21 protein-coding genes and 1 pseudogene are annotated in these 23079 nt (G+C 57.9%); 4 read left to right on the top strand and 18 right to left on the bottom strand.

Features of this window, described 5'->3' with window-relative positions:
* From AC1RMF_RS23085 to AC1RMF_RS23070, 4 genes are all read right to left on the bottom strand, one after another.
* Positions 1 to 550: hypothetical protein (locus AC1RMF_RS23085; protein ID WP_493144604.1), on the bottom strand; the 550-nt coding region annotated here is incomplete at its 3' end.
* A 20-nt stretch (positions 551 to 570) separates the two neighbouring features.
* The gene (locus tag AC1RMF_RS23080; RefSeq protein WP_493144603.1) at positions 571 to 1197 is read right to left on the bottom strand and encodes a hypothetical protein; all 627 of its coding nucleotides are present in this window, start codon (positions 1195 to 1197) and stop codon (positions 571 to 573) included.
* A 121-nt stretch (positions 1198 to 1318) separates the two neighbouring features.
* Entirely contained in the window at positions 1319 to 2839 is a 1521-nt protein-coding gene (locus AC1RMF_RS23075; RefSeq protein ID WP_493144601.1) for an Arm DNA-binding domain-containing protein, read from the bottom strand.
* Positions 2832 to 3077, bottom strand: coding sequence for a hypothetical protein (locus AC1RMF_RS23070; RefSeq protein ID WP_493144599.1), 246 nt, complete (start codon positions 3075 to 3077; stop codon positions 2832 to 2834). Before AC1RMF_RS23070 ends, AC1RMF_RS23075 begins: the two co-directional genes overlap by 8 nt.
* 54 nt (positions 3078 to 3131) lie before the next feature.
* Between AC1RMF_RS23070 and AC1RMF_RS23065 the strand changes: the two genes are divergently transcribed.
* Positions 3132 to 3437: a helix-turn-helix domain-containing protein gene (locus AC1RMF_RS23065; RefSeq protein ID WP_493144598.1), complete on the top strand. Its 306-nt coding sequence runs from the start codon at positions 3132 to 3134 to the stop codon at positions 3435 to 3437.
* 307 nt (positions 3438 to 3744) lie between these two features.
* Here AC1RMF_RS23065 and AC1RMF_RS23060 read toward each other — a convergent pair whose 3' ends face one another.
* Together AC1RMF_RS23060 and AC1RMF_RS23055 are read right to left on the bottom strand one after the other, a co-directional pair.
* Positions 3745 to 5019, bottom strand: coding sequence for a YiiX/YebB-like N1pC/P60 family cysteine hydrolase (locus AC1RMF_RS23060; RefSeq protein WP_493144597.1), 1275 nt, complete (start codon positions 5017 to 5019; stop codon positions 3745 to 3747).
* 33 nt (positions 5020 to 5052) lie between these two features.
* Positions 5053 to 7044 (bottom strand): ATP-binding protein, encoded by a 1992-nt coding sequence (locus AC1RMF_RS23055; protein ID WP_493144596.1) that lies wholly within the window; start codon positions 7042 to 7044, stop codon positions 5053 to 5055.
* Positions 7045 to 7250: 206 nt separating this feature from the next.
* Here AC1RMF_RS23055 and AC1RMF_RS23050 point away from each other — a divergent pair, with 206 nt between their 5' ends.
* Positions 7251 to 7514, top strand: coding sequence for a hypothetical protein (locus tag AC1RMF_RS23050; protein WP_493144594.1), 264 nt, complete (start codon positions 7251 to 7253; stop codon positions 7512 to 7514).
* A gap of 204 nt (positions 7515 to 7718) precedes the next feature.
* Here AC1RMF_RS23050 and AC1RMF_RS23045 read toward each other — a convergent pair whose 3' ends face one another.
* A complete protein-coding gene (locus AC1RMF_RS23045; protein ID WP_493144593.1) occupies positions 7719 to 11696 on the bottom strand; it encodes a hypothetical protein in 3978 nt (1325 codons plus the stop codon).
* An 894-nt stretch (positions 11697 to 12590) separates the two neighbouring features.
* Here AC1RMF_RS23045 and AC1RMF_RS23040 point away from each other — a divergent pair.
* Positions 12591 to 16499 (top strand): PIN domain-containing protein, encoded by a 3909-nt coding sequence (locus AC1RMF_RS23040; protein ID WP_493144591.1) that lies wholly within the window; start codon positions 12591 to 12593, stop codon positions 16497 to 16499.
* Position 16500: 1 nt separating this feature from the next.
* The gene (locus tag AC1RMF_RS23035) at positions 16501 to 16944 is read left to right on the top strand and encodes a hypothetical protein (RefSeq protein ID WP_493144590.1); all 444 of its coding nucleotides are present in this window, start codon (positions 16501 to 16503) and stop codon (positions 16942 to 16944) included.
* 236 nt (positions 16945 to 17180) lie between these two features.
* Here the strand turns inward: AC1RMF_RS23035 and AC1RMF_RS23030 are convergent, their stop codons facing one another.
* From AC1RMF_RS23030 to AC1RMF_RS22980, 11 genes and pseudogenes are all read right to left on the bottom strand, one after another.
* The gene (locus tag AC1RMF_RS23030) at positions 17181 to 18170 is read right to left on the bottom strand and encodes a hypothetical protein (RefSeq protein WP_493144589.1); all 990 of its coding nucleotides are present in this window, start codon (positions 18168 to 18170) and stop codon (positions 17181 to 17183) included.
* Positions 18171 to 18373: 203 nt separating this feature from the next.
* The gene (locus AC1RMF_RS23025; protein ID WP_493144587.1) at positions 18374 to 18844 is read right to left on the bottom strand and encodes a toll/interleukin-1 receptor domain-containing protein; all 471 of its coding nucleotides are present in this window, start codon (positions 18842 to 18844) and stop codon (positions 18374 to 18376) included.
* A gap of 589 nt (positions 18845 to 19433) precedes the next feature.
* Positions 19434 to 19877: a hypothetical protein gene (locus AC1RMF_RS23020; protein ID WP_493144608.1), complete on the bottom strand. Its 444-nt coding sequence runs from the start codon at positions 19875 to 19877 to the stop codon at positions 19434 to 19436.
* 9 nt (positions 19878 to 19886) lie between these two features.
* Positions 19887 to 19991 (bottom strand): annotated as a pseudogene (locus tag AC1RMF_RS23015) (NYN domain-containing protein); the annotation flags it as partial.
* A complete protein-coding gene (locus tag AC1RMF_RS23010; RefSeq protein ID WP_493144585.1) occupies positions 19955 to 20218 on the bottom strand; it encodes a PIN domain-containing protein in 264 nt (87 codons plus the stop codon). The pseudogene AC1RMF_RS23015 and the gene AC1RMF_RS23010, both read right to left, overlap by 37 nt.
* Before the next feature lie 12 nt (positions 20219 to 20230).
* A complete protein-coding gene (locus AC1RMF_RS23005) occupies positions 20231 to 20578 on the bottom strand; it encodes a hypothetical protein (protein WP_493144584.1) in 348 nt (115 codons plus the stop codon).
* Between the two features lie 385 nt (positions 20579 to 20963).
* The gene (locus tag AC1RMF_RS23000; RefSeq protein ID WP_493144582.1) at positions 20964 to 21740 is read right to left on the bottom strand and encodes a DNA adenine methylase; all 777 of its coding nucleotides are present in this window, start codon (positions 21738 to 21740) and stop codon (positions 20964 to 20966) included.
* Positions 21673 to 21897 (bottom strand): Com family DNA-binding transcriptional regulator, encoded by a 225-nt coding sequence (locus AC1RMF_RS22995; RefSeq protein WP_493144580.1) that lies wholly within the window; start codon positions 21895 to 21897, stop codon positions 21673 to 21675. The genes AC1RMF_RS23000 and AC1RMF_RS22995 overlap by 68 nt, the downstream gene beginning before the upstream one ends.
* A gap of 125 nt (positions 21898 to 22022) precedes the next feature.
* Positions 22023 to 22229: a hypothetical protein gene (locus AC1RMF_RS22990; protein WP_493144579.1), complete on the bottom strand. Its 207-nt coding sequence runs from the start codon at positions 22227 to 22229 to the stop codon at positions 22023 to 22025.
* Between the two features lie 10 nt (positions 22230 to 22239).
* The gene (locus AC1RMF_RS22985) at positions 22240 to 22641 is read right to left on the bottom strand and encodes a hypothetical protein (RefSeq protein ID WP_493144577.1); all 402 of its coding nucleotides are present in this window, start codon (positions 22639 to 22641) and stop codon (positions 22240 to 22242) included.
* The gene (locus AC1RMF_RS22980; RefSeq protein ID WP_493144575.1) at positions 22638 to 23072 is read right to left on the bottom strand and encodes a hypothetical protein; all 435 of its coding nucleotides are present in this window, start codon (positions 23070 to 23072) and stop codon (positions 22638 to 22640) included. The genes AC1RMF_RS22985 and AC1RMF_RS22980 overlap by 4 nt, the downstream gene beginning before the upstream one ends.
* Between the last annotated feature and the right edge of the window lie 7 nt (positions 23073 to 23079).

Raw genomic sequence — 23079 nt, 5'->3', positions numbered from 1 at the left:
GTGCGGTCTGGACTTCCTCCAATGGGAGGTTCAGGACTGCACTCAATGCATGGGGCAGATCGCCCCGGTTGATGGAGCCCCACGTTTTTACTGCTTTCTTGAGGGCATCGAATACGCGTAGAGCGACGGCCAGTTCAAAAATCGCAAGTTCCACTGAATTGAGCCCCGCACTGTTGCCCAGCCAAGCCAATGTCGTGGACATGCAGCAAGGGGCAACCGGCCAATTGGCCTCGCCCTGCATTGCCAAGGGTCCTAGGAACTTCTGCGCCCTCAACCGCAGTGCTTCGAATACTGCTGCTGCCTTGCATCCTGGATCTGCAAGCTCGGGCACTTCCAGCACGGCGGACAGCAGCTGGTGCTGGCTGGATCCATCTACATGAAAGGCCGGCATGCCGCCATGGCCCAGCAAGATTCGCAGGATCCAGCTGTTCATGCGCTGGCGGTAGGCTTCGCGGGTGGTTTGACCCGACACGCTGAACCAGTGGTCGGGGCTGTCTAGGTGGTCATAGTGGTCGTCACCGTCCAGTTCGAAGAAGCTATGGTTATCCATACGTGGTCTCCCGTGTCGGTTCAGTAGCAGGACAGGTTGGAAGCCGGGCGGGCTGCAACGCGTGGCAAGCATTGACCTGCACTTCTGTTTACGCGAGACAGCGCACGCTGCACGCTGCGACGCAGGCGTGGCACGTAGAAGTCATCCATCTCATCGGGCAGGCTCCAGTCCAGGCACATACGAAGGAGCACAGCCAGACGCTCGCTTTGGTTGTCTAGGCGATGCAAAGGGGCCAGCACCAGGGTTCGCAAGACGTCATCAGCGTTGTGCGCACCCATACTGGAACGCAAGTACGCATGGCAGCCCTCGACGAAGGTGGCCACGTACAACGCTTCACGCTCCGCACCGCCGTAGTCACTGGCGTAGGCCGCTGTGTCTGCCGCAGAGCGCAGGACCTGAATGGCATAGCGGCACAGACCTGTGCGCTGGTACTGCTTGGCATCACCCAAGGGGGTTCCCAGCAATTCGAGGATTTCAGGCTCAGCCAGGAATCCGCACAGAAAGCTGCGCAGCTCAGAGTTCTCCACCTTGCGCACGGAGTCAGCGATCAGGGTCTGGAGGTCTGGCCCTACGGTGACTTCAAATGTGCTGTGGCCTGCGTTCGGTTTGACAGTGAGGGTTGAGATGGTAGGGGCGATACGGTGCATGGTGTTCTCTCTCATATAAATGCTGCTGAAAATCGGTTGTTTTGGGCAAAGCTCCGCCCAGCCCCCCTGCGCCAAGGGTTTGGCGGAAGGGGTTGCGGACTAGCTGTCTATGGAATGAGGCTTAGGCAGCCAGGGTGAACGGCTCGGAGTTGGATGAACTTTCGCTTTTCCAATTTCTGGCCATGTCCGCCCAGGAGATAGGCGGCGCCTGCGAGTTGCCGGGTACATCGACCTTGGACGGGTAAGGCATCTCTGCACGTGCCGCCTGCTGTTGCATACCCTGATCAACTGCAATCGCATTCGACGGCAGTGGCATCGGTTGGGCTGCCAAAGCTTGAATCACCACCGCTGGCTGCACAGGTTTGGCCACGGCTTGCACGGGCGCACTCGGTGGGATGGCCATCAGCTGCATTGGCGCCAAATGTGCGACCGGTGCAACAGGGGTTCCAACAAAGGTACTGGTAAGCAGCCGGTCCATTGCTGAGCCATCATTGCGCGTCAGATTAGGCACGTAGCGGCTATACACACGGAACAACATTTCGGTGGTTGTGTGGCCAAGCTGCCTTGCAATCCATTCGGGCGCCTCACCAGACGCCAGCCACAAGGTGGCGGCGGTGTGACGCATCTGATAGGCCTTGCGGTGTTCCAGCCCCAGGTGCCTGAGCAGTGGCGCCCAGACTCGGTTGATGAAGTTCTTGTTGTCAATCGGATTGCCCGCCCGATTGCAGAACACGTACTCCGCCTTGCCGCCGGTGATCGCATACTGCTCTTTGAGCGCATCGAACACGATCTGGCTCATCTGGATATCGCGCATGCTGCCATCGGTCTTGAGCTCGTCTTCTTCGCCGAGCACGATGGACTCACGCACGTAGATCATGCGACGCTCAAAGTCCACGTACTTCCATTTCAGGCCATTGACCTCTCCTGTGCGCATGCCTGTGAAAATGCGCGTCTTCAAGTACGGCCGGTAGTCCATCCGTATGGTCGAGATCAGCAGCTGCACCTCAGGCAAAGTGAATGGCATGACCTCACTGCGCTTCATCCGCAACGGCTTGATGTTGCGAAACGGCGAGTTGAAGTTGAACCGGTCTGCGGCCTCATTGAGGATCTGGCGCAGCGGCTTCATGATCGCGTTGATGCGTCGAGCGGTCATGTTCACGTTCTTGCCCCGGCCCTTGAGCTTGGAGAGATCAGAGCGGAAGGCAAGGATGTCGGCTTTGCTGACTTGGCCGACGAACTTTTCACCGAAGTGCGGCAGGATGTACTTGTCCAAGGCGCCGCGCTGCGTGATCTTGTAGCTCCGCCGCCAGGTGATCTCAGTTTCAGCGAACCACTGGTTGGCGAATTCCTTGAAGTTGGGCGTAGGTGCAACTGTGCTCTGCACCGCCATGGCGGTTGGATTCAGGGCCGCATCGGGTGAATCGGACCTTACTTCCCGCTTGGGTAGCGGCTTGTTGAAGGTCTTTTCGTAATCAAAAGTGCCGAGGGCGATTTCGGCTTCGATTTTGTCCAACGCTTTCTGCAAGCGCTTGCGATTGGCAGTGGTGTCGGCCAGCTCCGTGTATTCACGCAGACGAATACCCGAATGCCTGAAGTCCATGAACAATGTGCCCTTGCTTTCGAGCCGTCGGATACTAGCCATTCAGGACACCTCCGTTGGACAGAGGAATTCCGTATGTCGCTGAGTTGGAGGCCTTGGCCATGTCCGCCTCAATCTGCTCCCAGATGTACAGCGTCTTACGTCCGCCAAAGGGCCGGATGTAGTGACGCCCTTCAATGAGGACACTGTCCTTCAATCGGTCGCGTATGGTGCGGCTGTCGTACTTGATCAGGGCGGCCAACTCTTCAGTTGTGAGGTAAGTTACTTTTTGCTGTGACACTTCATACTCCTTGGGAAAGCTGCGACAATCTGGACGACAAAATTGCATTCAAAAGTGCTTAATGTCGTTCTGAATGACATTAAGCATGTACAAATATCATTTGCAAGAACTTTTTTTCATCCTGAGCGACTTTTTTGCATTGAGAGTGACGTGATCAAGTGCCACCTATCCCGATTGATGGGGGAGCGAAAGCTCAAAATAAGCGATGTCGCACGCGATACCGGCTTACACCGGAACACGATTACGCTGCTTTATCAGGAGACGTCCGCACGCATCGACGTCGACGCGCTAAACAAGTTGTGCGAATATTTTGGAGTTGGCGTTGCGGACTTGTTTGAGTACGTTGCTGACTCGAAGTGAAATGTCGCTGCAGAGGCCGATTGAATTTTGAGCACCCGGTCGCTCACCTAAATTCGTTGGCTCGGATTAGCTGCGGCAGTCGACCCAATGCAGACCGTCGCCGCACCGATCTCGCGGTGGTAAAGCCGCCGATCAACTTGAAAGCACACGTCCGCCGGAGGTGGCTCGCTTGAATGACAGATTCAAGATCATCGTCACAGTAGATCCTCAGCGACTCCGTGCAAGTGAGCCGAGAAGGTGAGGAACATAGCCACATCGGCAGGACTCCACCTCAGAAGGTCGACGCGCCGAGCGCAAGAATCAATCGCTATTCTTTCGGCCACGGAATCAGCACGGTGTTGTACATGGAGCGTTGGATGCGAGCGCAGTCGTCGCAGAGGCGAAAGCTGCCGGGGCCGCCCGCTTCACCGCCGTCGGGTGCCCGAAAATCGCTGGCTGGCGTGTCGCCGCAGATGCCGCAGCAGTTGTGCATGCCTTCGACGCTCAAGATGTACTCTGTTAACGCCGCTTGCTTGGGGTCCCAGTGACGAAGTGCCTCGAACCACTCCTTTGAGTGTGGCCGAGGAGGGAGTTTCTCTTCGGGCTCAAGCAGCCCCCGCTCAACCAGATATTCACGCGCGACACGAACGCGCGTCGCGTGCAGTGCCGCGAGCCGTTCGTTGAGGTCGAGCATTCGCCTGAAGTAGCGGAGTGCCGTATGAGTAGTGAGCGTCAAATATCCGCCGCGATTCAGGATAAACCTGTTGGGACCGAGGTCATCATCTGAAAGCAGCTGGGCAGCGTAGACGTCAACCTGCTCCTGTGGAAGCGCCCGCATGGTCACCAATGAGTACCACGGACTCCCATTCAGCTCGACCTGCCACAGGGACAAGTAGCCGGAATTCTCCAAAATATCGCTGAGCTTGCCGTCATTCTCAGGATGCGACAAGAGATGGCGATTCAGATCGTCGAAGTGTTCGATGCCGCTGTCAAGCTTGCGGGCCTCGTTCAGGACCTCATTGATGGCAGCTCTCATCTGCTGCGTCAGGTCGCCCTCCTCTTCTGATACACGGACATAGGCATCGGTCGCTTCGCACAGCATGTCCGGGACCTCGACGAGGCGCTTGGTGGTCAGCAACTCGCCCGGGTGACAGTAGTCGGCATCGTCAACCAGTTGTACGCCCGCATGGCGATACGCCTGAGCTACTAGGCGCGAGCAGAACTGCTTGGCACCTACCTTTCCGACACCGACGATGGACTGCACCGCCCCGACCTTGGTGTAGCGAGCACCATTTTGGCTTCGTGCGTAGGTAACAACGGCGGCGACTTCTTCCGTGCTGAGCGGCGGCTCTGCTCGCAGCACGTGCACCGCGCAGTCGGCGTGAAACACGAGTCGCAGCACGTTCCGCGCATGGACGCCTTCAGCAGTCGAGTCCATGACGCTGCCGCCAGCGACGCAGACCATGGCATGGGAGATGTCTGAATTCGTGACCTTGCGAATGAGCTTGCTCAAGGTCTGTCGAGTCGTCGTCAAGATGACGTCGCCAGATTGCAGGTTCTCGTATCGGACGCGAATCAGCTTCCGTTCGGTCTTATCAGCCATATACGTAGAGAGGAGGAAAGACAAATGGCGCCACTAGGCGGCCTTGTGTTGTATGTCAGCGATGAGCTCCGCCCGCGGAGAGCCGGCGAACGACTCGCGCTTCAACGTAAGTGCGTCGATCATGACCTGGTTGGTCAGCAGGAAGTTGTCCAGCAACGTATACCAGTTGAGCACGAAGCGCTTCATGCGCTCGTCGTCGCTGACCAGGCCAGGCAACCCCTTCGCGACTTGGCCCTGCATGCGGCTGCGAATCTCTGTGTCGGCCTCAGATATCTTGCGCCCGATCAGAATGATCTCGAAGTGCATTGCCTCGCTGCCAAATTCGGCGTGTTTTTTGATAAGTTGGGCGTAGCCATCAAGCTGCTGGAGGTGCTTGTAGTTGAGCGCAATGCTTGGTCGCTTGATCTCCACCACGATGCAGCGATAAATTTTTCGGCCCATCGAGTCGTGGTGCGGGACCTTGCGGGCGAGGAATAAGTCCGTCTGCTTGTTCGCGCCCTCGATGGCTGTAGTCTCATTCGTGTCCAAGTCATCCAAGGCGATGTCATTGACCCCCTTGACCGTGTCGCGAAGCGATTTTGCGATCTTAGTAAACGTATCCTCCTCCGCCCCAAGCGTCTCGTATGAGCTGCCGAATAGCCACGTGTTGGCCTCGATGATGCCCTGCAAATCCGGCGTCTCAAGCGTCTCCAAATAGTGGTCGTTCATCAGCGTCCGCAGCTTGTCGGCCACCTCGTGCCTACGACGCAGAACTTCGATCGCCGAAACGATACTTTGCAGCGACACGCTCTTTAGCTGCTTGGCGAACAGCTTGGTGGAGACGTCGTCGAGCTCTAGCACGCTGTTGAGAACCTCGAAGATCGCGTCGTTCTCGTTGGAAACCGCCAGCTTGTCGAGGAGTCGCACAATAATTTTCTTCTGGTTCTTCTTAAGCGACTTCAATGCCGTCGGATCGGCTGTGTAGATGGCTCGCAGGATACTTTTGGTGTTCTCGAACCGCCAATTCTTATAGTCCTCGGGCAGGCCTGCGTAGGTCGGAAAGACGCCGTCGGCGACGTAACCTTCAATTTCCCGCTCGCACTGCTTGCGCAGGAAGTCCTCGTAAACGGACTTGGCAATCTTGTTGAGTTCGCGCCCCACCTTTCGCCATGTCTCAGACTCGAAGCCTGTCGCGTCTGGGCTGGCCAAGTCGCCGCCGCTCGGCTTAAAGGCGTCAACCCACTTTGAACCGACGTAGATGCTGGTGTGGAAATTTCCCTTATGGTTGAAGGTGCTCAGTTTCTTATCGACCGTCTTGCCCGAAGAGTTCAAAAGGTAGACGTAGGACTTCTCAGAGCCCGGCTTCATATCCCAGCGAAGAACAGACACGTCAAAGTCATGCTCGTCGATGGAGAAATTGCCCTGGATGAGGTCGTGCGACGGTACCGTCACCTCAGTTCCATTAAGGCGGAGCCTCTTCGCGGGGTTGAGCGCGAGGAACCAACCGAACTCGATGGAAAGCTGCTTATGAAGCTCTCCGGTGGTCGGCAGCGCGCCATGTAGGTTGAGCAATTCAGCGGTCGTGCCGGACTTACCTGCGTTCATCGCTATGGGCAATGCCGACGGCTCCACCGACCGGCCTTCGTAGTTCGTGAGCGTCGCGCCGTTCACTTCGATCCGCGCGGGCCCCGACCCGGCGGCATTTGTCCACCAAATGGCCCGTTCGGCGAGCCTGTGGAAAGACAGTCGGCCGCGACCATGCGAGCCATGGGTCGTCATGTCCTCCTTCTTACTGGAGTCGTTGAACCGGCCAAACGATTCGGCGTGCGCCTCGAGCTCTATGCCTTCCCCGTCATCTGAGACCGCTACTCGTGTCGCGCCGCCCATTGGCCCCTCGTCAACCAGCACTTCGACGTTGGTTGCCTTGGCGTCGAAACCATTCCAAGCCAGCTCGGCGATCGCTCGCCACGGATCGGTAGTCCGAAAATGCTTCTTGATCCCTTCTCCGTTAATCTCCGTCTTTCCCGAAATTTGTCGAGTCGCCATGTTAAGTCCCTGGGTTGTTGGTCCAGCCCGCGCGCAGTGTGGCTGAGTTCAGCATGGAGTTTAGTGGCCCCACGCGCAGAGACTACGAAAGCTCGACCAGTCGTCCAGCGGCGCCAAGTAGCGGTTGCTTAATTGGCGCGTATCTCAATCGTTCGGCCGGTCAAGAATGACCGGAAATAGAAGCTGTACCCAGTGCATCACGCGGCATGTCAAATTGCGGCAGTGGCGTTGCCATCACTCCAATCCCGGCTAGCCAAAATGAGGGAAGAGGCTATGTTCTGACCGTGTTGGGGTATGTATCTTTGCGCCTGCAGTATGTTGCTGCGGTGGATGACTTGCAAGCGCTGCCCGAAAGCCTATTCAGCATCTATGCCCTGTCATTGCAACGTGGTCAGCCGTTCATGATCGCAGTTGCTGATTTCCAGGTACCTGGTTCTATGACATGGAGCAGGGAAGGCCTTATCGGCTAAGGGATCCATACGATGTGGGAGAAAGCCCGAGTGGATCTGCTCCCCCAGACCAGCCGGTCGCGGAAGGCGGCTTCTGGCCCCGAGCAGCAGCCGACCCAATGCTGACCTACGCTAGCGGCGGCAGCCGTCTTCGGTGCCACGCCGGATGCCGAGGACGTCATGCCTGAAGAGGCGGCGATTGCTGCAGTGCTGTGAGATCAGCGCTCACTTCCCCTTGGGCTTCGGCTGCATGAACAGAAGCACCTGGTCCACGCAGGCCGGATCGCCAAGGTCGTCCAGCGCGGTATCGCGCAGCCTGCCCTCTCCCCCAGCCAGCGCCCAGGAAACGCCCACGCCTCCTGGAGGGAGCATCCGTCCGATGCGCTCTGCCAACTGCAAATTGTGCTGACGGAGCACCCAGATGGCGAGTAGCAACAGGACCCGCCGGTTGGAATTTGCAGAAAGCGACTCGGCGGCCGCGAGAACCTCATCAACGTCCCCACTACACGCGAGCAACAGCAGAAGTCTCGATGCCACGCGGGGGATCTTTCCCGCCAGAGCTTTCGGCGTGATTCGCTGCCTAACCGAAGGCACGACGCGCTCGTATCCAACCATCAACGCATTCGCTGCCAACTGCCGGACCAACTTGTTACCCGGATTCAGAGCGATGTCCATCAGTGCGTTTTGGAAGCACCTCTCAGCCTGGTTGACCAGCAAGACGAAGATGCCATACCGAAGATCAGAATCACGAGTATCAATGGCCAGACCGTAGAGCTCTTCAGCGGTCTCGGCGTCCAACCCGCCAAGATTGCCAAGCGCTTTGACGGCAGCTTGCGCAATTGGGAAGTTCTCTTCTTCGTCGTAATAGGCCAACTGAGTCGACCACTGGTTCTTGGATAGCCGAAGCAGCGCGGCGCGGTGGTCTGGATGGGGCTTCGCGTCGAGCAGGTCGACAAGGGCCCTACAGACGCGGCTGCCCTTGTTGTCGGCAAACGCGAGGTATGAGGGCGGCAGCGGAGCCGGCAACGGCGTCGCAAGAGCAATGAGCGACGGAGCAACAACATCTGCGAAACGATGCGTCAGTCCAGCCTGTATGTCAGCAACCAGGCCGTGGCGGATGAAGAAGTTGATCGCGAGCTCGGCGGCCGCCTCGTCATCGGAATGGGCCAGAAGCCAGCGCGCATCCTCCGCGGAGCCGACCGGCACATACGAGTCCAGCTTCGTTCGGAACAGCCGCACCTCCTCACTAGACGGGCTGATGCGTCCGATCAACGACTGTGCTTCGCTGGAAAGAATAGGCGTCAGCTTCTTCTCAAGGGCGTATGCGGCCTCACTTACCTCGTCGAGCGGTCTCGGGAGCGATGGAGCAGTCCAGGGGTCATGATCCTCCTGACGCTTCAAATCGAAAACGTCACGCCGATCGCGCAAATCGCCAAGCTCCACCGCAATTTCGACTAGACGGGCCTCGTTGCCCATTTGGGCAAGGCGCTTGAGCATCGCAGGGAAGCGATGCGCCGCATTCTCAACGAGGCATTTCAGTGCACCGATGCGAACGCCTGAGTCGGCATGGCCGGCCAACACTAGATCCATTAGGTCATGCTCAAACTCTGGCACCCAGTGCTTTGTCAATACGAACCAAAGGGTGTCTTCGCAGACGCTTTGGCGCGCCATTCTGTAGACGTCTTTCAACTCGTCAACCGATGGCGGGATGTCTCCGGCGAGCCGATTCAGCCAACGCGAAAGCAGATGCTCACGGTGGCGATGTTCAAGCAGATGTCGCCAACCCAACGTCGCTCGAACCTTATCAATGTAGCTGGACAGAAACTCACCGGCGGTCCAGCCGCTATCGTCCTCGGAGTAGTGCTCGGCATAGTCCTCGTTGAACTCCTTGTTCTTTCGTCCTAGTGTGAACTCCGCCGCTCGCCGCTTCTCTTCCTCGCTTGGGGTAAGGTCCGCGACGGCCAAGTCGACAATTGCCTCGAACCCACGCAGGTCCCTGAGCGCGCCGGTCGAAATGGCTTTGTCAGAACTGATGTACCCAAAGTGAACCGCAGTGGAAGCTGCGTCAAGGAATGCAGGCGTCAGGTTTGGGGCAAGGCGCTCAACGGCCGTCACGAAATCTGCGCGAAGGGAATCACGTCCGTGAGGCAGCACATCTCGAATGAACGTCTCGACCACCACTCTGACCGACTCGTCAGCGCGCATTCTTTCGTACCATTCCTCGCCATGCATCGGAGGCCCCCAAACAGTGAGGCCCGGGAAACTACGGTCAGGTCTGTGCAACAGAAAGCGCGCCACTTCCGCGACGTTGCTGGAGCTGGATCCCACCGATTCCGCGAGCGTTAGATTGCGCTCGAATTCCTTCCCACCGCTGCAGACCGCGTCAATCAACCAAGTGTCAAGTTTTGCCTGCACCTCGGCCGACGGCTTCGGCCGCAGGTCTGACGTTCTATCCAGGGCATAAAGCAATCTGGCAGAGGCGGCAACACCCCATGCCTCGTCTGGCCCGTTAGGCGACGAAAGCGTCTCGATGAGAAGTCGCAGCGACTTGACGGTCACTGTCTCCGCCCGCTTCAGCGCCTGTTCAATACCGGCCTCGACCCGCGGGTGGTAATAAGAGACTGTGCCCTCGGACTGGCGCAGGTTCCGCGCGGCCACGAAAAAGTTGGCCAGCGGCATCGCACCCCTCTCGAAAGCTTCGTTTGCATCGGCAAGCGCACCGTCAATCTGCTTCAACAGTCGAAGCGACAGCTTGTCGTTGGCCTTCAGCAGCCCCCAAAGCACAGCGGCGGCGCGCACATCATTGCGTACCTCAACTTGGTCGACCACCGTGCGCTCGATGGAGTCCTGATGGGCCCGCTGAATCGCATCACTGATGAGTTGTGAGTCCGAACGCTTCTTCCGGTCGGCTGGCGTGGCCAAGGCATCGAAGAATTTCTGGATCTCGAGCGGCGTTGCAAGCTCAGCCAGCACGACCGACTGGTTTTCCTTGGCAATTGTCTGGACGTTGCGAGGCAAATCACCAATGCGGGTTTGATAGAGGCGCTGACGCTCGCGGACCCCGTAATGCTCGGCTTCCAGGCCCACTGCCCATCGCTTAACCGTATTAAGCGCACCGGAGCTTCTGGCAACGTCCAAACGCGAGGTTGCTACGACCAGCCGGTCAGGTCTGGCATGGGTCAAGTGCTGAGCGAGCTGATCGTTCCACGGGCGACTTCTAGGGTCAAAGTCGTAGCGTCCCCACGGGTCTTCGATGTCATACAGAACCGGCGGAGGCGTTCTGTCGTCCCTGATCTGGTCAGGTCCAAATTTGATGGAAACCCGAGTCAGTCCAGGGATCTCCTTACGCAGCTCATCGAAGAGCTTCAGCGTGGCCATCGTTTTTCCGGTGCCCGACTGACCAATGATCAGCGCGGCATTGCGTTCGAGCATTGCCGCCTTGATTTCCGCCCAGTTCGTTGGTGGCACGTAGTGTTCCAGCTCAGGGGAGCTAGCGATGTAACCATCATGGGCGCGAATGACTTCCTCGAGCTGCGGGCGCGTCCAGCGACCGCCACCGGCTCCGCCGATGCGCGCCCGGGCTTCGTCCCGCAGCTTTCGGCGGCACGAGTCCAGCCTCGCATTCGGCACACGTAGCTTCTCCAAGAGCAGGGCCTTGATGTCCCTCTCGAGCCGCTCAACGTCTTGGTTTCCGACGATCGCGACCCGTCCCGCTGAACCAGCAGGCATTGCATCCTCGATGGAGGAAGACATGTCGGCAGCCTTCGGCCAAAGTCCGGCGCTACGGACCTGCAGTCCCCGGGCGCCTCCGTTCACTGCAGCTGAGGTCACCAGCAGGTAACGATTCTGCGGATCCTCCAACCGGCTCGCCGCCGACGGGCGGTTAGTTCCGTGTTCAAGCAGCCCTTTCACCCCCGCGACCGACCAGGCATCACCATTGCGGAGCTTGGCCTGAACAATCAAGCGGTACTCATCGACCGCAGCGGTCGTCACGACACGCCCAGGTTCGGTTTCCGCAATGTCTGCTTCGATATCTTCCTCGGAGGCGGGCTCCAGGACCACCTCCTTGGTGAATTCGCTCGACAACACTAGGTCGAGCGCCAGCCAGACCGAAACGTCAATCTGATATTCGTAACCGGCAATCGAATGACTGCCGGAGCCGGATTTAGCCTTGCTCGGCGCTTTAGATTTCTTGTTGCTCACGTTCGTTCCGCCCCAACTTATCAATCAGCTGTTGTGCTCACCAATGCCTCAAGCTTCAGCCGAAGTACTTGACCCAAGCGGTCGACTGTACCGTTCTTGATTCAGCGGTGGCCGTTTAGCTTAAGCCAAGCAACCTCCTCGGTGTTATCAAAAACGAGTTGCCGTTAGAAGTTTGCCTCAGCCTCTGCTGGTGGAATGAACCCAGTGGGTTCAAGCAGACGATGGCGGATTCAACGGAACGATGCAACAGGTCAACACGAACCTGTCGCAGTACGCTGAAGCGATCTTTCATGCGGATGCGCGGCGGATCGCACAATAGAGTGGCCGGTTCCGAGGGTGAAGCGACCGTACAGAACAGACAACGTTCAACGGCAGGTGCTTGCGGTCGCAGCCGCTCAGGCACGGAACCGTTAATGACACAGATCAGCCAGGAGCGGATTCGTGGAAGAGGAAGTTCGTAGTCCGCTGAAGAACTGAATTCAATGCCTCAAAGCCGTCATTCACTGACAACCGCAACTGGCCCTCAACAGGCGAGTGCAGACGTCGACCCAAAGCGGAATCCCACCTTTTAATGCCCTAAAGCCAACGCCCTGAGATGACTGCCCCGCAGGTCGCCAAGGGGACTGAAATGCGGCGATTGCTGCCGTTCGCCGTGCGCATCCCAAAGGCAGGTCTCGGCTGTTTGCCGTCGCATGTGAACAGTTCCGGTCAGGTGGCCTCGAAGGGGCATGTCAGTCCGGGGTGACCTTGCGCGGTGATAATCGCTTTCCAGAAGAATCGCATTGTCGATCTGTTGCCAGAGCTGGTTAGCAGTCAACGGGTGCCGAGCGTGATAGCAGGGGGTGAACTGTGGCGGCAGACTTTCCAATCGTGGACGGGAACAGGCGAGTCAGCATGGCCTCCAAGGCCGTGCTGGAGGCTTGTAGGCCGGGCAACTGGGTCATCGACGACATCGGCGGCCAGAACGACTTCGGCTTCGATTTTCAGGTGTATGTCGACGTCGATGGTGGCGTTAAGCACACCTTCTTCATCCAGCTCAAAGGGACCGAGAAGCTCGACTTGGTGAACGACGGCCAGGAGATTGCTTTCAGGATGAAACGCCGGACCTTGAATCTGTATGCCAACGCATTGGAAGACGTAATGCTGGCAGTCGCTGAGGTCAAGCTGAGCCCGTCGGGAAAGGCCGTTCCGGCGGAGAGCACGATTCATTGGGCATGGATCTCTGATCACTTTCGGGTGAAGCGAGGAGGCCCCCACGAGCATGACCTCTCCGACACCGAGACGCAGACCGTACATCTGGCCGTCGGCCAGCTCCTCCATGAGGACTTACGCATCGAGCCTCACCTGCAGGCAAGGCTGCAACTTGTGAAGACGGCCGCGAGCTTGGAAGAGATCCTGCGGCAGAATAAGCGCATTGGCGATTCGAGTCGGCATCCAGCTCTAGGCCGGTTGCTGAGCGCAGCACTAGCTCGCCCCGACGAACTCGCTACGTTGGTTCTCGCTGCCGAATTGGGAGGCACCGCAGCCTGGCCGCCTGAAGCTCTTGAGATCCGGACGATGCTTCGAACGGGCAGCACGAATCAGGCAGAACAAGCCCTGATCAAACTCGGTGAAGCAGGTTTTGGCTCAACACCGTTTCTCAAGGCGTTATTCATCAGCCAGAGAGCCAAGGCACTGGTGCAACGAGGCCGGCAAGATGAAGCGACCGCTCTGTTTGAAGTGGCTTACGCCATCGATGCTACAGAGGAGAACCTCCTTCCGCTGGCCGAGTTGAGGATGCTACATGCCTTGGATCGGAACGACATGGCCGCCGTTCGAGATACCGTGGCACTTCTGTCCGGTGTTGAATCGGAGGCTGGCTTGTCGCTCCGGGTCCAGGGTTATGTCTCGATCCAGGAGCTCGACGAAGCGGAACGCTGCCTGGAGCGAATCACTGACCGCAAACAGGCGCTTGGACGGGTAGTGCTGCTGGCTGGGCAACGCAAGTTCGACCAGTTGATTGAATTGGCAGTGGCTGCAGAGCTCGACACCGAGTTGTCTCGGGCTGACCTGACCATCGTGCAGCTCGTCGCTGCTCGGGCGGCGTGGCGTGGTGCGACGGAGAATGTCACCCTGCTCAATGAGTTGGGCGAACTGCCATTGTCGGGAGCGATCGGGACTGACCTAGACCTCGCAGAGAAGGCTTGGTCCATGGCACAAAAGTGCCTTGACGGACTGCGTGAAGCCGGATGGCCACTGAACACCGATGTGCTGGCACCGGTCTTGTGCGGAGTGGCGGGCCTGCTAGGCAAGGAGGGCGAGGCCATACGGCTGCTCGGAGACGCACCAGCGGTTCGGCCCGAGTACGTGAATCTCCAGCGCAATTTTGAGCTGCTAGCCATCGGTGCTGAGGAGACAGAGTTGGCCCTCGCTGCCAATCGCAGACAGCCGGAGCAGTTGGAAGTCCTGATCCGCCGGACGAACCTTTTGTTCGAACTTCGTCGGTTCGATGAGTGCCACGCCGTGGCACTCAAGGTTGGCCGCTGGGATGGCGAACAGCACAGGAATAGCCCTTTGGCACTGAGCATCGGTTTTGCCGCTGCTCACAAAGCTGGGCGACACGCCGAAGCCCGGGAGATCCATGAAGTGCTGGCAGCGCAGGCCGAGTGGGCGCCCTTCGTCCCATTTGCGGAGTTCGTGCGTAGGGGAACCTTGGGGATCACCGAACCCTCACCGACGGACGCACTGCGTGAGGGGCTTCAAGCCCACCCTGATGCCTGGTTGCTTGTCGCCAATCTGTTTCTGAACCTGAACGTCAATGAACCTGAGCCGGCGCGGGAGGCTGTAGAGCTCGCAAAGAAGCTCAAGAGCCGCGCGCTACTCTCGCTCAATGACACGCAGAGACTGGTGGCCGCCCATTCAACGCTCACCCAATGGGAAGAGGCAGGCAGCGTGGCGGCGAATGGGCTCGTGCGATTTAAGGGTGACGAGCGGCTGCTTGCAGCTGCAGCAGTGGCCGAAGAAATGATGGGGCACACGGGCAAGGCCATTCAGATGCTTGAAACGGTGGTTGAAGCAGGGACCAGCCGTATCCCGAACGTCCACAACTTCATGGGCTTGGCGTTCCGATTGGGGCGCACGGATTCTGTGCGCAAGGCCATCGACCGCTTGCTTGAACTCGAGTCAGGTCCCAAGGAACGCTTGGAGCTCTTGCGGCTCAGCGCGCTGGTCTATTTCAAGCAGGGCGAGCACACGAAGGCCCACGAGACTGCCAAAGGCTTGGGCGACTTGGTAGATCCGGACAACGAAGAAGAAGAGGGCGTCCTCATTAACCTGGTGATGGCGGTCACCACTACTGGGCCGAAGCCCGATGACCAGTTCATCGAATGGGCGAAGGCGCGAATCGACCGGTTTTGCTCCCTGTGGCCCGAGTCCCACTTCTTCAGGCGAGTGTCATTGCCTGAACACGGCCTCGAAGACATCGACGATCTGCACGATGTCTTCGATTCGATTGGTGGCAATTCGAGAGAGCGGATGGCGGGCTTTGAAGCCAGAGAGCGGCGCGTCAAGTCAGGCGAGTTGCCAGTTCCGTTCATTGTGCGCCCTGGCTTTGTCTTGCACTACATCGGTGACCCGTTCACGCTCTGGGAGGCCGCCAAAGCCTCGCGATACGGCGACCATCAATTCCATCTGGTCATCTTGTCGCAGGTTAAAGAGGAAAAGAGCCCGGACGCAACCCGCGACATCCCCTTGCTGGACCTGACCGCGTTGCTGGTCGTCGACTCGCTGGGATTGTTCAATGCACTGTTCTCGGTTTTTAAGAAAATCGCCATTACCAAGGCTACCGTCGGCTACATCAGCCAGCAGGCAAATGGGGTCCTCGCCAGTGGCGTCGGTGCGGAGACGGCTGCACGCATCCTCAAGCAAGTGAATCGTTGGGTCGCCAAGATTGATCAGCCTGGTACATCGAGCGCGCCAAAGGGTGAGGAGCTCACGCCCATGCACGTGATGCGCGAGTACGTTGAGCTTACCAAGGAGAAAAGGTACCTGGCGTACTGCGACGACGCGATCCTCAGAACCATGATCCATTCGGACGATACGGCTGTGCGGTTCTGCACTTCGCTAGAGATCATGGAGATCCTGGACAACCGAGGCGAACTGGAGCCTTCTGAGGTAAGCCTCAAGTTGGCGGCCCTTGTCGACTGGCACGTCGGGATCTCCGTCACCGACCGCTACTTGATCGCATCGTTGGAAGGTGCGACGCCCGCGGGATTTGCCGGCGGTGCCACTCAGCTCCACGAGTGCTTCATAGCCCACAAACCATTCATTACCCTGGTTCGAGCCATTTGGGACAGCGCCAAGTCCACGAACGACCTGATCGCGCACATGGGCAACCTCTTGCGCTCGATGATGCTCGGCGAAGAGACCAAGACGGATGCAGTAGCCGCAGTCCTGGCGTGCTGGTTCGGTCGCGTCCGGTTTCTCCAGCAGAACGATGGCCTGGGCTGGACGCTGATTTGCTATCCGGTATTGCTAGCGCTTCAGGGTCTGCCGCGGGATGCAGGCAGCAGGCTCGTTTCGATCCTCCAGCAGGCGGTGCAGATATGCGTGGGAGAGCGCGCGATGAGCCAGGAGATCGAGAAGCAAGTGGTTCGAGAGCTCGGAACCATCGTCGGCCGGATCGCGCACAACATCCCACGAGTAGGCAGCGAATTCCTGGTGACCCTTCAGATTGCCCTTCCGACCAAGACCGCGGCGGGCGATATCTTTGCTGCCGCATACACGGCGGGGTACGTACAGACATCCGCTTCGGACAAGAAATGATTTGGCTCTGTCCCCTGCATGTCGGGTACTCGTGCTTGAGAAGTTTTTGGATGCATTACCGCATGCCAGGTCGCGCCACTGGAAAGAATTGATTGATCTCCCTGAGTCCACTCCGGGCTGGCGGCAACGCAATGCGCAGAAGTACTTTGAAGGTCTGCGTGCGTATTTGAACGGCGGCTGGCAGGATGATTTGAATAGCTGCGAAGACTTGTATGAAAAGAAACAGTTGGTTGAGAATCTGTCAGAGCTGGCGCAGCGCAAGAAGAGGTCTCGATTCTTCGCGGGTCCGTTACGTGAAGTGAATCACAAGGTTTCCGCTATTCCGGATGAAGAAGAAAAGCCAGGGATTGGGACTGGATCGCCTGATCAAGCCCTTACTCAAAGTTCGCTAACTGAGAATGAAGTCCGAAGTATGTTCCAAACGTTGTTGCTGGATGGTTCATGAGTAATGGCGAAAGATTGATGATCTGCCTGCGTTGAAAGTTGGGGTTTTGGTGACTGCTGCCACCGCAGTGTAGAAGTTAGAATCCAGCAGCCCAAAGCGGGCATTGCTCAATGGCCGCATCTGGCCCAGTGGCGCTGTTCGACCCGCAGCGGAAATGGGTCGGGTTGAATCGAATTGCAGCAAGCGGTCATCCAAACTTGGCGTGGGGCCGCTTTTGCATCAATGCTTCGTGTTACTCATTTGGCGTCGGTTCGCATCAGGCTCAACCAACCTTGAATGGCCTCTCTTCTTGCCCGCAGCGCCCGTTCGCGAGAACTGGCGGCAATCATCGGCCGAATGGACCCCATGGCAAACGGCTCATCCTCCCAGGCCAGCCATCGCTTGTTGAATTCCTTCCACGCGGCATGTAATTCGCGGAATCTTGCGCGCTCTCCGCGCTCGGTCGCAACAGCCAAAGCTGCCCGGATTTCTGCCGCGAGGGCTCGTCGCTCGGCCTTGCAGCAAGACCAGGCCTCGACGTTCATTTCGTACTGCGTCAGCGGCAAGTCCTTCCAGATCGTGGACCACATGACGGCATCTAGGGCATTCACGAACGCTGCACATGAATCGACAGCAGCCTTCGCGTCGTCGAATGAAAGTTCAAACTTGGTCGCTGCTTCGTGCGCCAGGATGTGTCGCCTTTCGAAAGCAAGTGCGAGCCCACGCCACAAGTCATCCACCGACGCTACCAGCAGGTCGGTGGCACTCACGTCCCCACTCCGCTGGCGATAAGGGTCCCGGGCCTCCGTCACTAAGGTCTTGATGTCTGCCTCGAGGAGCGCGCGAAACGCGGCCTCCAGACTCGAGACCGAGTTGAATGGAATGACGTGCGCTACCACCTCACCAATCGTCACCGCCTTTCGGTGAAGCAACGGAACGACATCCACTGCGGATTTCAGACGGTCCTTTGCCAATGCGAGCCCGCGCTCGAGATACGGCGAGCCGACATTGATGATGGACGCCACCGTCGCTTTGAAGTGGCTTTCAAGTACCGCGACAGCGGCGACAGGGAAGTGACGAAAAAGTTCCGGGTCACTCGTATGGCCAATGCCTCGTAGGCTGCGGTCAAGTTGTGCCAAGCGCACGTTCGTTTCGATGAGTTCTACTCCATCCACACGCCCGAATTGCATCCGTGCCCGCATACTCTGCACCTGCGACTCGATCTCTGTCCCGAACCCCTTCGCCATACTGCGCTCCCTGTGGTCTGAAGTCGCATTTTGTCTGACTGCTGTGGCGCGCCTCGATAAAACACCATGGGGAAGGTGCCAGGCAGGCCGCCCGAGACCTGACACCGATGAACTCCCGCTCCTGGCCCAAAGTGATTTGAGGAACAGACTGGTTGCTGACTTTCGACTCGCAACCGTCAAGCTAGACATGCCTTCTGGCTGCGCTAAGTCCAGATCTTTACCAACTCAGCGATCTTTTCGGCGACCTGGGCCATTGTGTCTTCCTTGGTATCAAGGCCAGTCCGGGATGCAAGCAAAGGACTCACGTTCCGCAATTCGTCGTAGGTTGTCTCGTGCACAATAGGCACCAAACGATTGCTGGCGAGTAGGGCTGAGAGTTCTTTATCGGCTACGCCCTGATTTGGAAGCCCCTTGATGAAGTTTGGCGTGACCAACACAAGACCAATGCGTGAGTTCGCCAACCCTCGGTCAATGGTCCGCATCATAGGCACACCGAGGCCAAGGTCCAATTCACTGAACCATGTTTTGACACCAGCAGCCTTGAGCGCGTCGTCAAGGTCCTTGGCTGCACCCTGCCGGTCGGGCCATGCGTGACACAGGAAGCAGTCGCGCAGATCGGGCTGTTGGACAGCCACTCTTTCAACGGCCTCTCGGACTGGCGTGAGGGATTGCACTTGCACTGGGGTGTAAAAGACAGTGGAGCCAGTTCGCGACCAACGTGGGCGGGAACCGCCGCTTGATCGACCTCCACTGCTCCCGCTAGAGCTCCCACTCGACGCGGATGAAGAATACGAAGGGTGGGAGGGGCTGCTGTATCCACCGCTATAGCCATAGCCGCGGCCGTAGCGGTATCGACATGCAGGACAGGCGGCTGCAGCTGCTGGCGAATTGTGTCCACGAACTGGTGCTGTGCATTGAGCCATTTTTTAAATTCCTGATTGCTAAGACAGACACATCGTACGTCTGAAACAGATAACTCCAATGACCGCAACCGCTGCATCCGAGTCCTGACTTGGGCACCAATGATGCTCCTGCGCCGTACTGATTGGCTCCCAGTTACCCGCCATTCGCCTGTGACCGCAACTGGCCCACTGCCTTCACTAGGCCACCATTCGTAATGGCGCGCTGAATTGGAGCGTGCATGCTTTTTAAGCATCCTGCGCCAAACCAACAAACTCGCGGGTTTGACACACTTGCCCCGCAGTTATCCCCAGCTCAATTCACATTTACTGTGGATGGATTCGTCGCAATGGATCACCCTCTTCAGCTTGACAGGTATCGAACCTGATTGGGCTGGTGTTCAGGCGTCAGCTCGAAACGGGCGGGAAACTTCTTGAACAGTTTGGTGGAGACTGCGTTCTTGCCGATCAGCTTGGCGTTGTGCAAATCCTTGACGATATCGCCCAGCGGCTGTTTCTGCCCGGTGCGCAAGGTCGGTGCCGCGTCCAGGATTTGCTCGAGGGTGACTTCTGTTTTTCTGCTGCTCTTTGCAGGCACTGCGACCTTCTTTGCAGGTTCTTTTTTTGCATAAGGTGCAGCGATCGGCTCGACTGCGATGCGCTTGGCCACAGCCTTCTTGGCAACAGCCCGCTTTACCGTCACAGGTGATGCAGCCTTTGAACCTGTGCTAGCCACCTCTTTGCCGACATAGAGAATGGAGTCATAGGCATGCGCTGCCTCGGAGGCCATCTTGGTTCGCTCGGACACGCAGATCACCCGTATGCCGCGCTCACGCAGGCGCACGACCAGCGGCACAAAATCCGCATCTCCTGAGCCGATTGCAATCACGCTGAGCTTGGGTGTCTGGCACGCCAATTCCATCGCATCCACAGCCAGCGCAACGTCAGCGGTGTTTTTGTATGGGACAGGTTCACAAAGGGGCGTATGGCCCAGCTCAGCATGGTCTGTGCTAGGCCCTTGAGGTTCTCAGCACTGCCATAGGCCCTGCGCACTGCCAGAGTTCCTTCGGTGGCTTCGAGGCTGCTGCAAGCTTCTTCAATCCATGCAGATGACGACAGGTTGTCGGCATCGATCAGAAATACTTTCATGGGGACTACCTTTCAACCGATGGAGATTCCCAGCACGGCCCAGCACAGTGCGCTGTGAACCGCGAAGAGATGGCTTTTGTAGGGTTGCCAGCGCAGGGGCTTTTGGGTGGCCAGGTCATACAGGGTGGATTCCTTTTGTTCGGCCACACCCCGGCCGTATGCGCCTTCGCACACCAAGTGTCCCGGCTTGTCTTCAACAATTTTGGCCTGACTACGCATCAGGAGGATTTCTGCTTTGAGCCGTCTGTCTTCGGTGACCTTGTCAGCCACCAGGGATTCGCGGACCTGGGCTCGGAGCGCTTCCAACCGATCGTCATCCATATCGATGTACTCCATGTCTATCTTGGTGTCTTTGATCATGCACGTTAGGTGCCAAAACATGGGCCATGAGGCCAATAGTCAAAACCGTCACGGTGAAAATTTCCGTGGGCTAGACTTGGGCTATGGGTGGGCCACATGTGGGCCATGGAAAAAGTGCCGGATGGCCTCTGACGGTTGGTCTTTTTCGGACCAATCTTGTAAGCGGACGCGTGGCGCTGAACTTGCGGACGCGTGTGGCTGAATTCAGGTTTTCGCGTCCAATTTGTAACTTCGCGTCCGCGCCAAGCTGCCGAAAACCGGCTTTGAGCCCAGTTTAAAGGGTCTGAAACACAACCGGCCTGGCACAGCGCCAGGCCGGGGCTCACGCTGCGGGGTGCATGGCCACCACCGCTTCAAATTGGCAGGCCGCCACGCCTGCCGTCTTTTATCCCTTGAAATTGGAGATCAGAACCTCACCGACCGCCTGGCTCCGGGCCGCTCCAACCGAGTACCTGGTCTTCACCGACTCGATGCGAAAACCCTTGAAGATTTCCCGCACCTGGGGGCGATCATTCAGGCTCAGGATGAACTTGCCCTTGATGCCGCCGAGCTGGTCGGCCAAGGCCGTGAAGTCATCCTTGCTGAACAGCCCCTTACCGTAGTCGTTCTCGCAGTCCCAGTACGGTGGATCAACGTAGAAGAAGGTGCCAGGCTTGTCGAAGCGGTCAATGATGTCCTGGTACGGCCTGCTTTCTATATAGACCCTGGAAAGCCGCAAATGGGCCTCGCTCAGATCCTCTTCCATGCGCAGCAGGTTGAGCCTGGGGCCACCGGTGGCGGCAATGCCAAAGGTTGGCTTGCTGACCCGCGCTCCGAAGGCTGTCTTGCTCAGGTAGTAGAAGCGTGCCGAGCGCTGGATATCGGTCAGCGTCCCAGCGGGCGTCTGCAGGAAGCGGTCAAACTCATCGCGGGCGATCAGCATCCAGCGGAACTGCTCCACCAAGGCGGGCAGATGATGCTTCACGCACCGGTACAAGGTGACCAGTTCGCGGTTGATGTCGTTGATGATTTCAACCTTGCTTTCAGGCTTTTTAAAGAGCACCCAGGCTGCGCCTGCGAACACCTCGCAGTAGGCAGTGTGAGCGGGGATCCGCTCAATGATCTGGTCGGCCAGTCGGCTCTTGCCTCCCAGCCATGCCAGCGGGCTTTTTGGTTGCGTCATCACGTTCCTTCGTGTTTGACGCTCCCTGGCGCGCTGGTAAGGGGCTCAAGGCCCTCACATCGTTCAGTGTCCCGCAACGCGGGCACTTAATACTCAGTCTCACAAACTCGGCCTCGGCCAGCTTGCGCTGGCATTGGCCACATCGAACCTCTTGCATACGGCATCTCCGATAATGCCCTGGCCTGTACAGGTGGCAGGGTCTTCGGTCAATGCCGTGGTCACTCACGGCGGAGGCGGGGGCCTAGGGTGTTAGCGCACCACAGGCCCTCGCCCTGTCTTTTTTTACGATCTGAAGTACTGCATCAGCTTCAGGTCTTGCCAGCCCAGCCAGCCCATCCATAACAGGGCCACTATGGCTATGACGAAGCAGGCCAACGCAGGCCAAACGGCCCACCCTCCACGCCCCTCCGGATCACCAGAACAACCGATGAAGAAGACAAGCCCAACCAAGCTGAGCACCAACAGAACAATTGCGATCGCGTAGTACATACGGAATCCTTTAATCAGGGAGAATTTCGATGTGCTTACCGCTTGGCGATATCACATTCAGAATGAAGACAATCGACCGTCCCTTGGCACGCTGCCAGTAACCAACAGGCAAAGCGCATATGCGCTTCAGGTGGGTGCTGAAGGTCCACTCACCCCACCGAGGTCGACCAAACACCACCGCCAGACTTGTCCAGTTGACGACAATATCAATCACCAGCGCCGGAACCACGAACACCAGGCACACCCACCATCCCCAGCCTTGGCCCAGCTTGGCGCGCTCGTATTGGATGGCAATGGGGTACAGCAGCCAGAGGGCTGGAATACCCCACAGCGGCGTTGTGATGGCAATCCAAGCCCATATGGGAATGCCCCACGGTGACACCAGTAGAAAAGCCCAAAGAGCGGCGATCATGCGAACACCCCGTTGAATGCGCTTTTCACACCATCCGGAGCGGCATCGACGATGGTCTTCCATGCAGAGACAAATGCAGCATCAATTTCTGCGCCAGAGGTGCAAGCGCTCAGGTCAATATCGGGCAGCACCTTGAGCTGGTTTTGGATGAGGCTGATTTGCTTGGCCGTTGGCATATCGCCATCAGCGATTGCCTGTGACTGTATGCCTGCCAAGGTATTGAACACCGTCAGACGGACCGAGCGAACCTTTTCTTTGGCCTGTTTGACTAAATCCGACAACAATGGTTGAGGGTTGATGAACGCCAGGTAGCGTGCATCATCGTCTTCGATCTCCGCCTGATTTAGACAAGAGGCCGGGTCCTGCGTACATGCAAATATAGCCACCACCTTAGTCTGTGTTTCATCAGAAAACTGAACATGAACTGCCATTGTGGTC

The sequence above is a fragment of the Rhodoferax sp. GW822-FHT04A08 genome, assembly GCF_058801025.1.
The sequence above is the reverse complement of the archived record's forward strand: the minus strand, read 5'-3'. Positions and strand labels throughout refer to the sequence as shown.

Bases quoted from the DNA above. Each gene is read 5' to 3' on its own strand.
- AC1RMF_RS23050 (WP_493144594.1), top strand. From the start codon at position 7,251: ATGTCAAATTGCGGCAGTGGCGTTGCCATCACTCCAATCCCGGCTAGC.
- AC1RMF_RS22995 (WP_493144580.1), bottom strand. From the start codon at position 21,897: ATGCAAGAGGTTCGATGTGGCCAATGCCAGCGCAAGCTGGCCGAGGCC.
- AC1RMF_RS23030 (WP_493144589.1), bottom strand. From the start codon at position 18,170: ATGGCGAAGGGGTTCGGGACAGAGATCGAGTCGCAGGTGCAGAGTATG.
- AC1RMF_RS23055 (WP_493144596.1), bottom strand. From the start codon at position 7,044: ATGGCGACTCGACAAATTTCGGGAAAGACGGAGATTAACGGAGAAGGG.
- AC1RMF_RS22985 (WP_493144577.1), bottom strand. From the start codon at position 22,641: ATGATCGCCGCTCTTTGGGCTTTTCTACTGGTGTCACCGTGGGGCATT.
- AC1RMF_RS23000 (WP_493144582.1), bottom strand. From the start codon at position 21,740: ATGACGCAACCAAAAAGCCCGCTGGCATGGCTGGGAGGCAAGAGCCGA.
- AC1RMF_RS22980 (WP_493144575.1), bottom strand. From the start codon at position 23,072: ATGGCAGTTCATGTTCAGTTTTCTGATGAAACACAGACTAAGGTGGTG.
- AC1RMF_RS22990 (WP_493144579.1), bottom strand. From the start codon at position 22,229: ATGTACTACGCGATCGCAATTGTTCTGTTGGTGCTCAGCTTGGTTGGG.
- AC1RMF_RS23040 (WP_493144591.1), top strand. From the start codon at position 12,591: ATGGCCTCCAAGGCCGTGCTGGAGGCTTGTAGGCCGGGCAACTGGGTC.
- AC1RMF_RS23010 (WP_493144585.1), bottom strand. From the start codon at position 20,218: ATGAAAGTATTTCTGATCGATGCCGACAACCTGTCGTCATCTGCATGG.
- AC1RMF_RS23075 (WP_493144601.1), bottom strand. From the start codon at position 2,839: ATGGCTAGTATCCGACGGCTCGAAAGCAAGGGCACATTGTTCATGGAC.
- AC1RMF_RS23005 (WP_493144584.1), bottom strand. From the start codon at position 20,578: ATGATCAAAGACACCAAGATAGACATGGAGTACATCGATATGGATGAC.
- AC1RMF_RS23060 (WP_493144597.1), bottom strand. From the start codon at position 5,019: ATGGCTGATAAGACCGAACGGAAGCTGATTCGCGTCCGATACGAGAAC.
- AC1RMF_RS23080 (WP_493144603.1), bottom strand. From the start codon at position 1,197: ATGCACCGTATCGCCCCTACCATCTCAACCCTCACTGTCAAACCGAAC.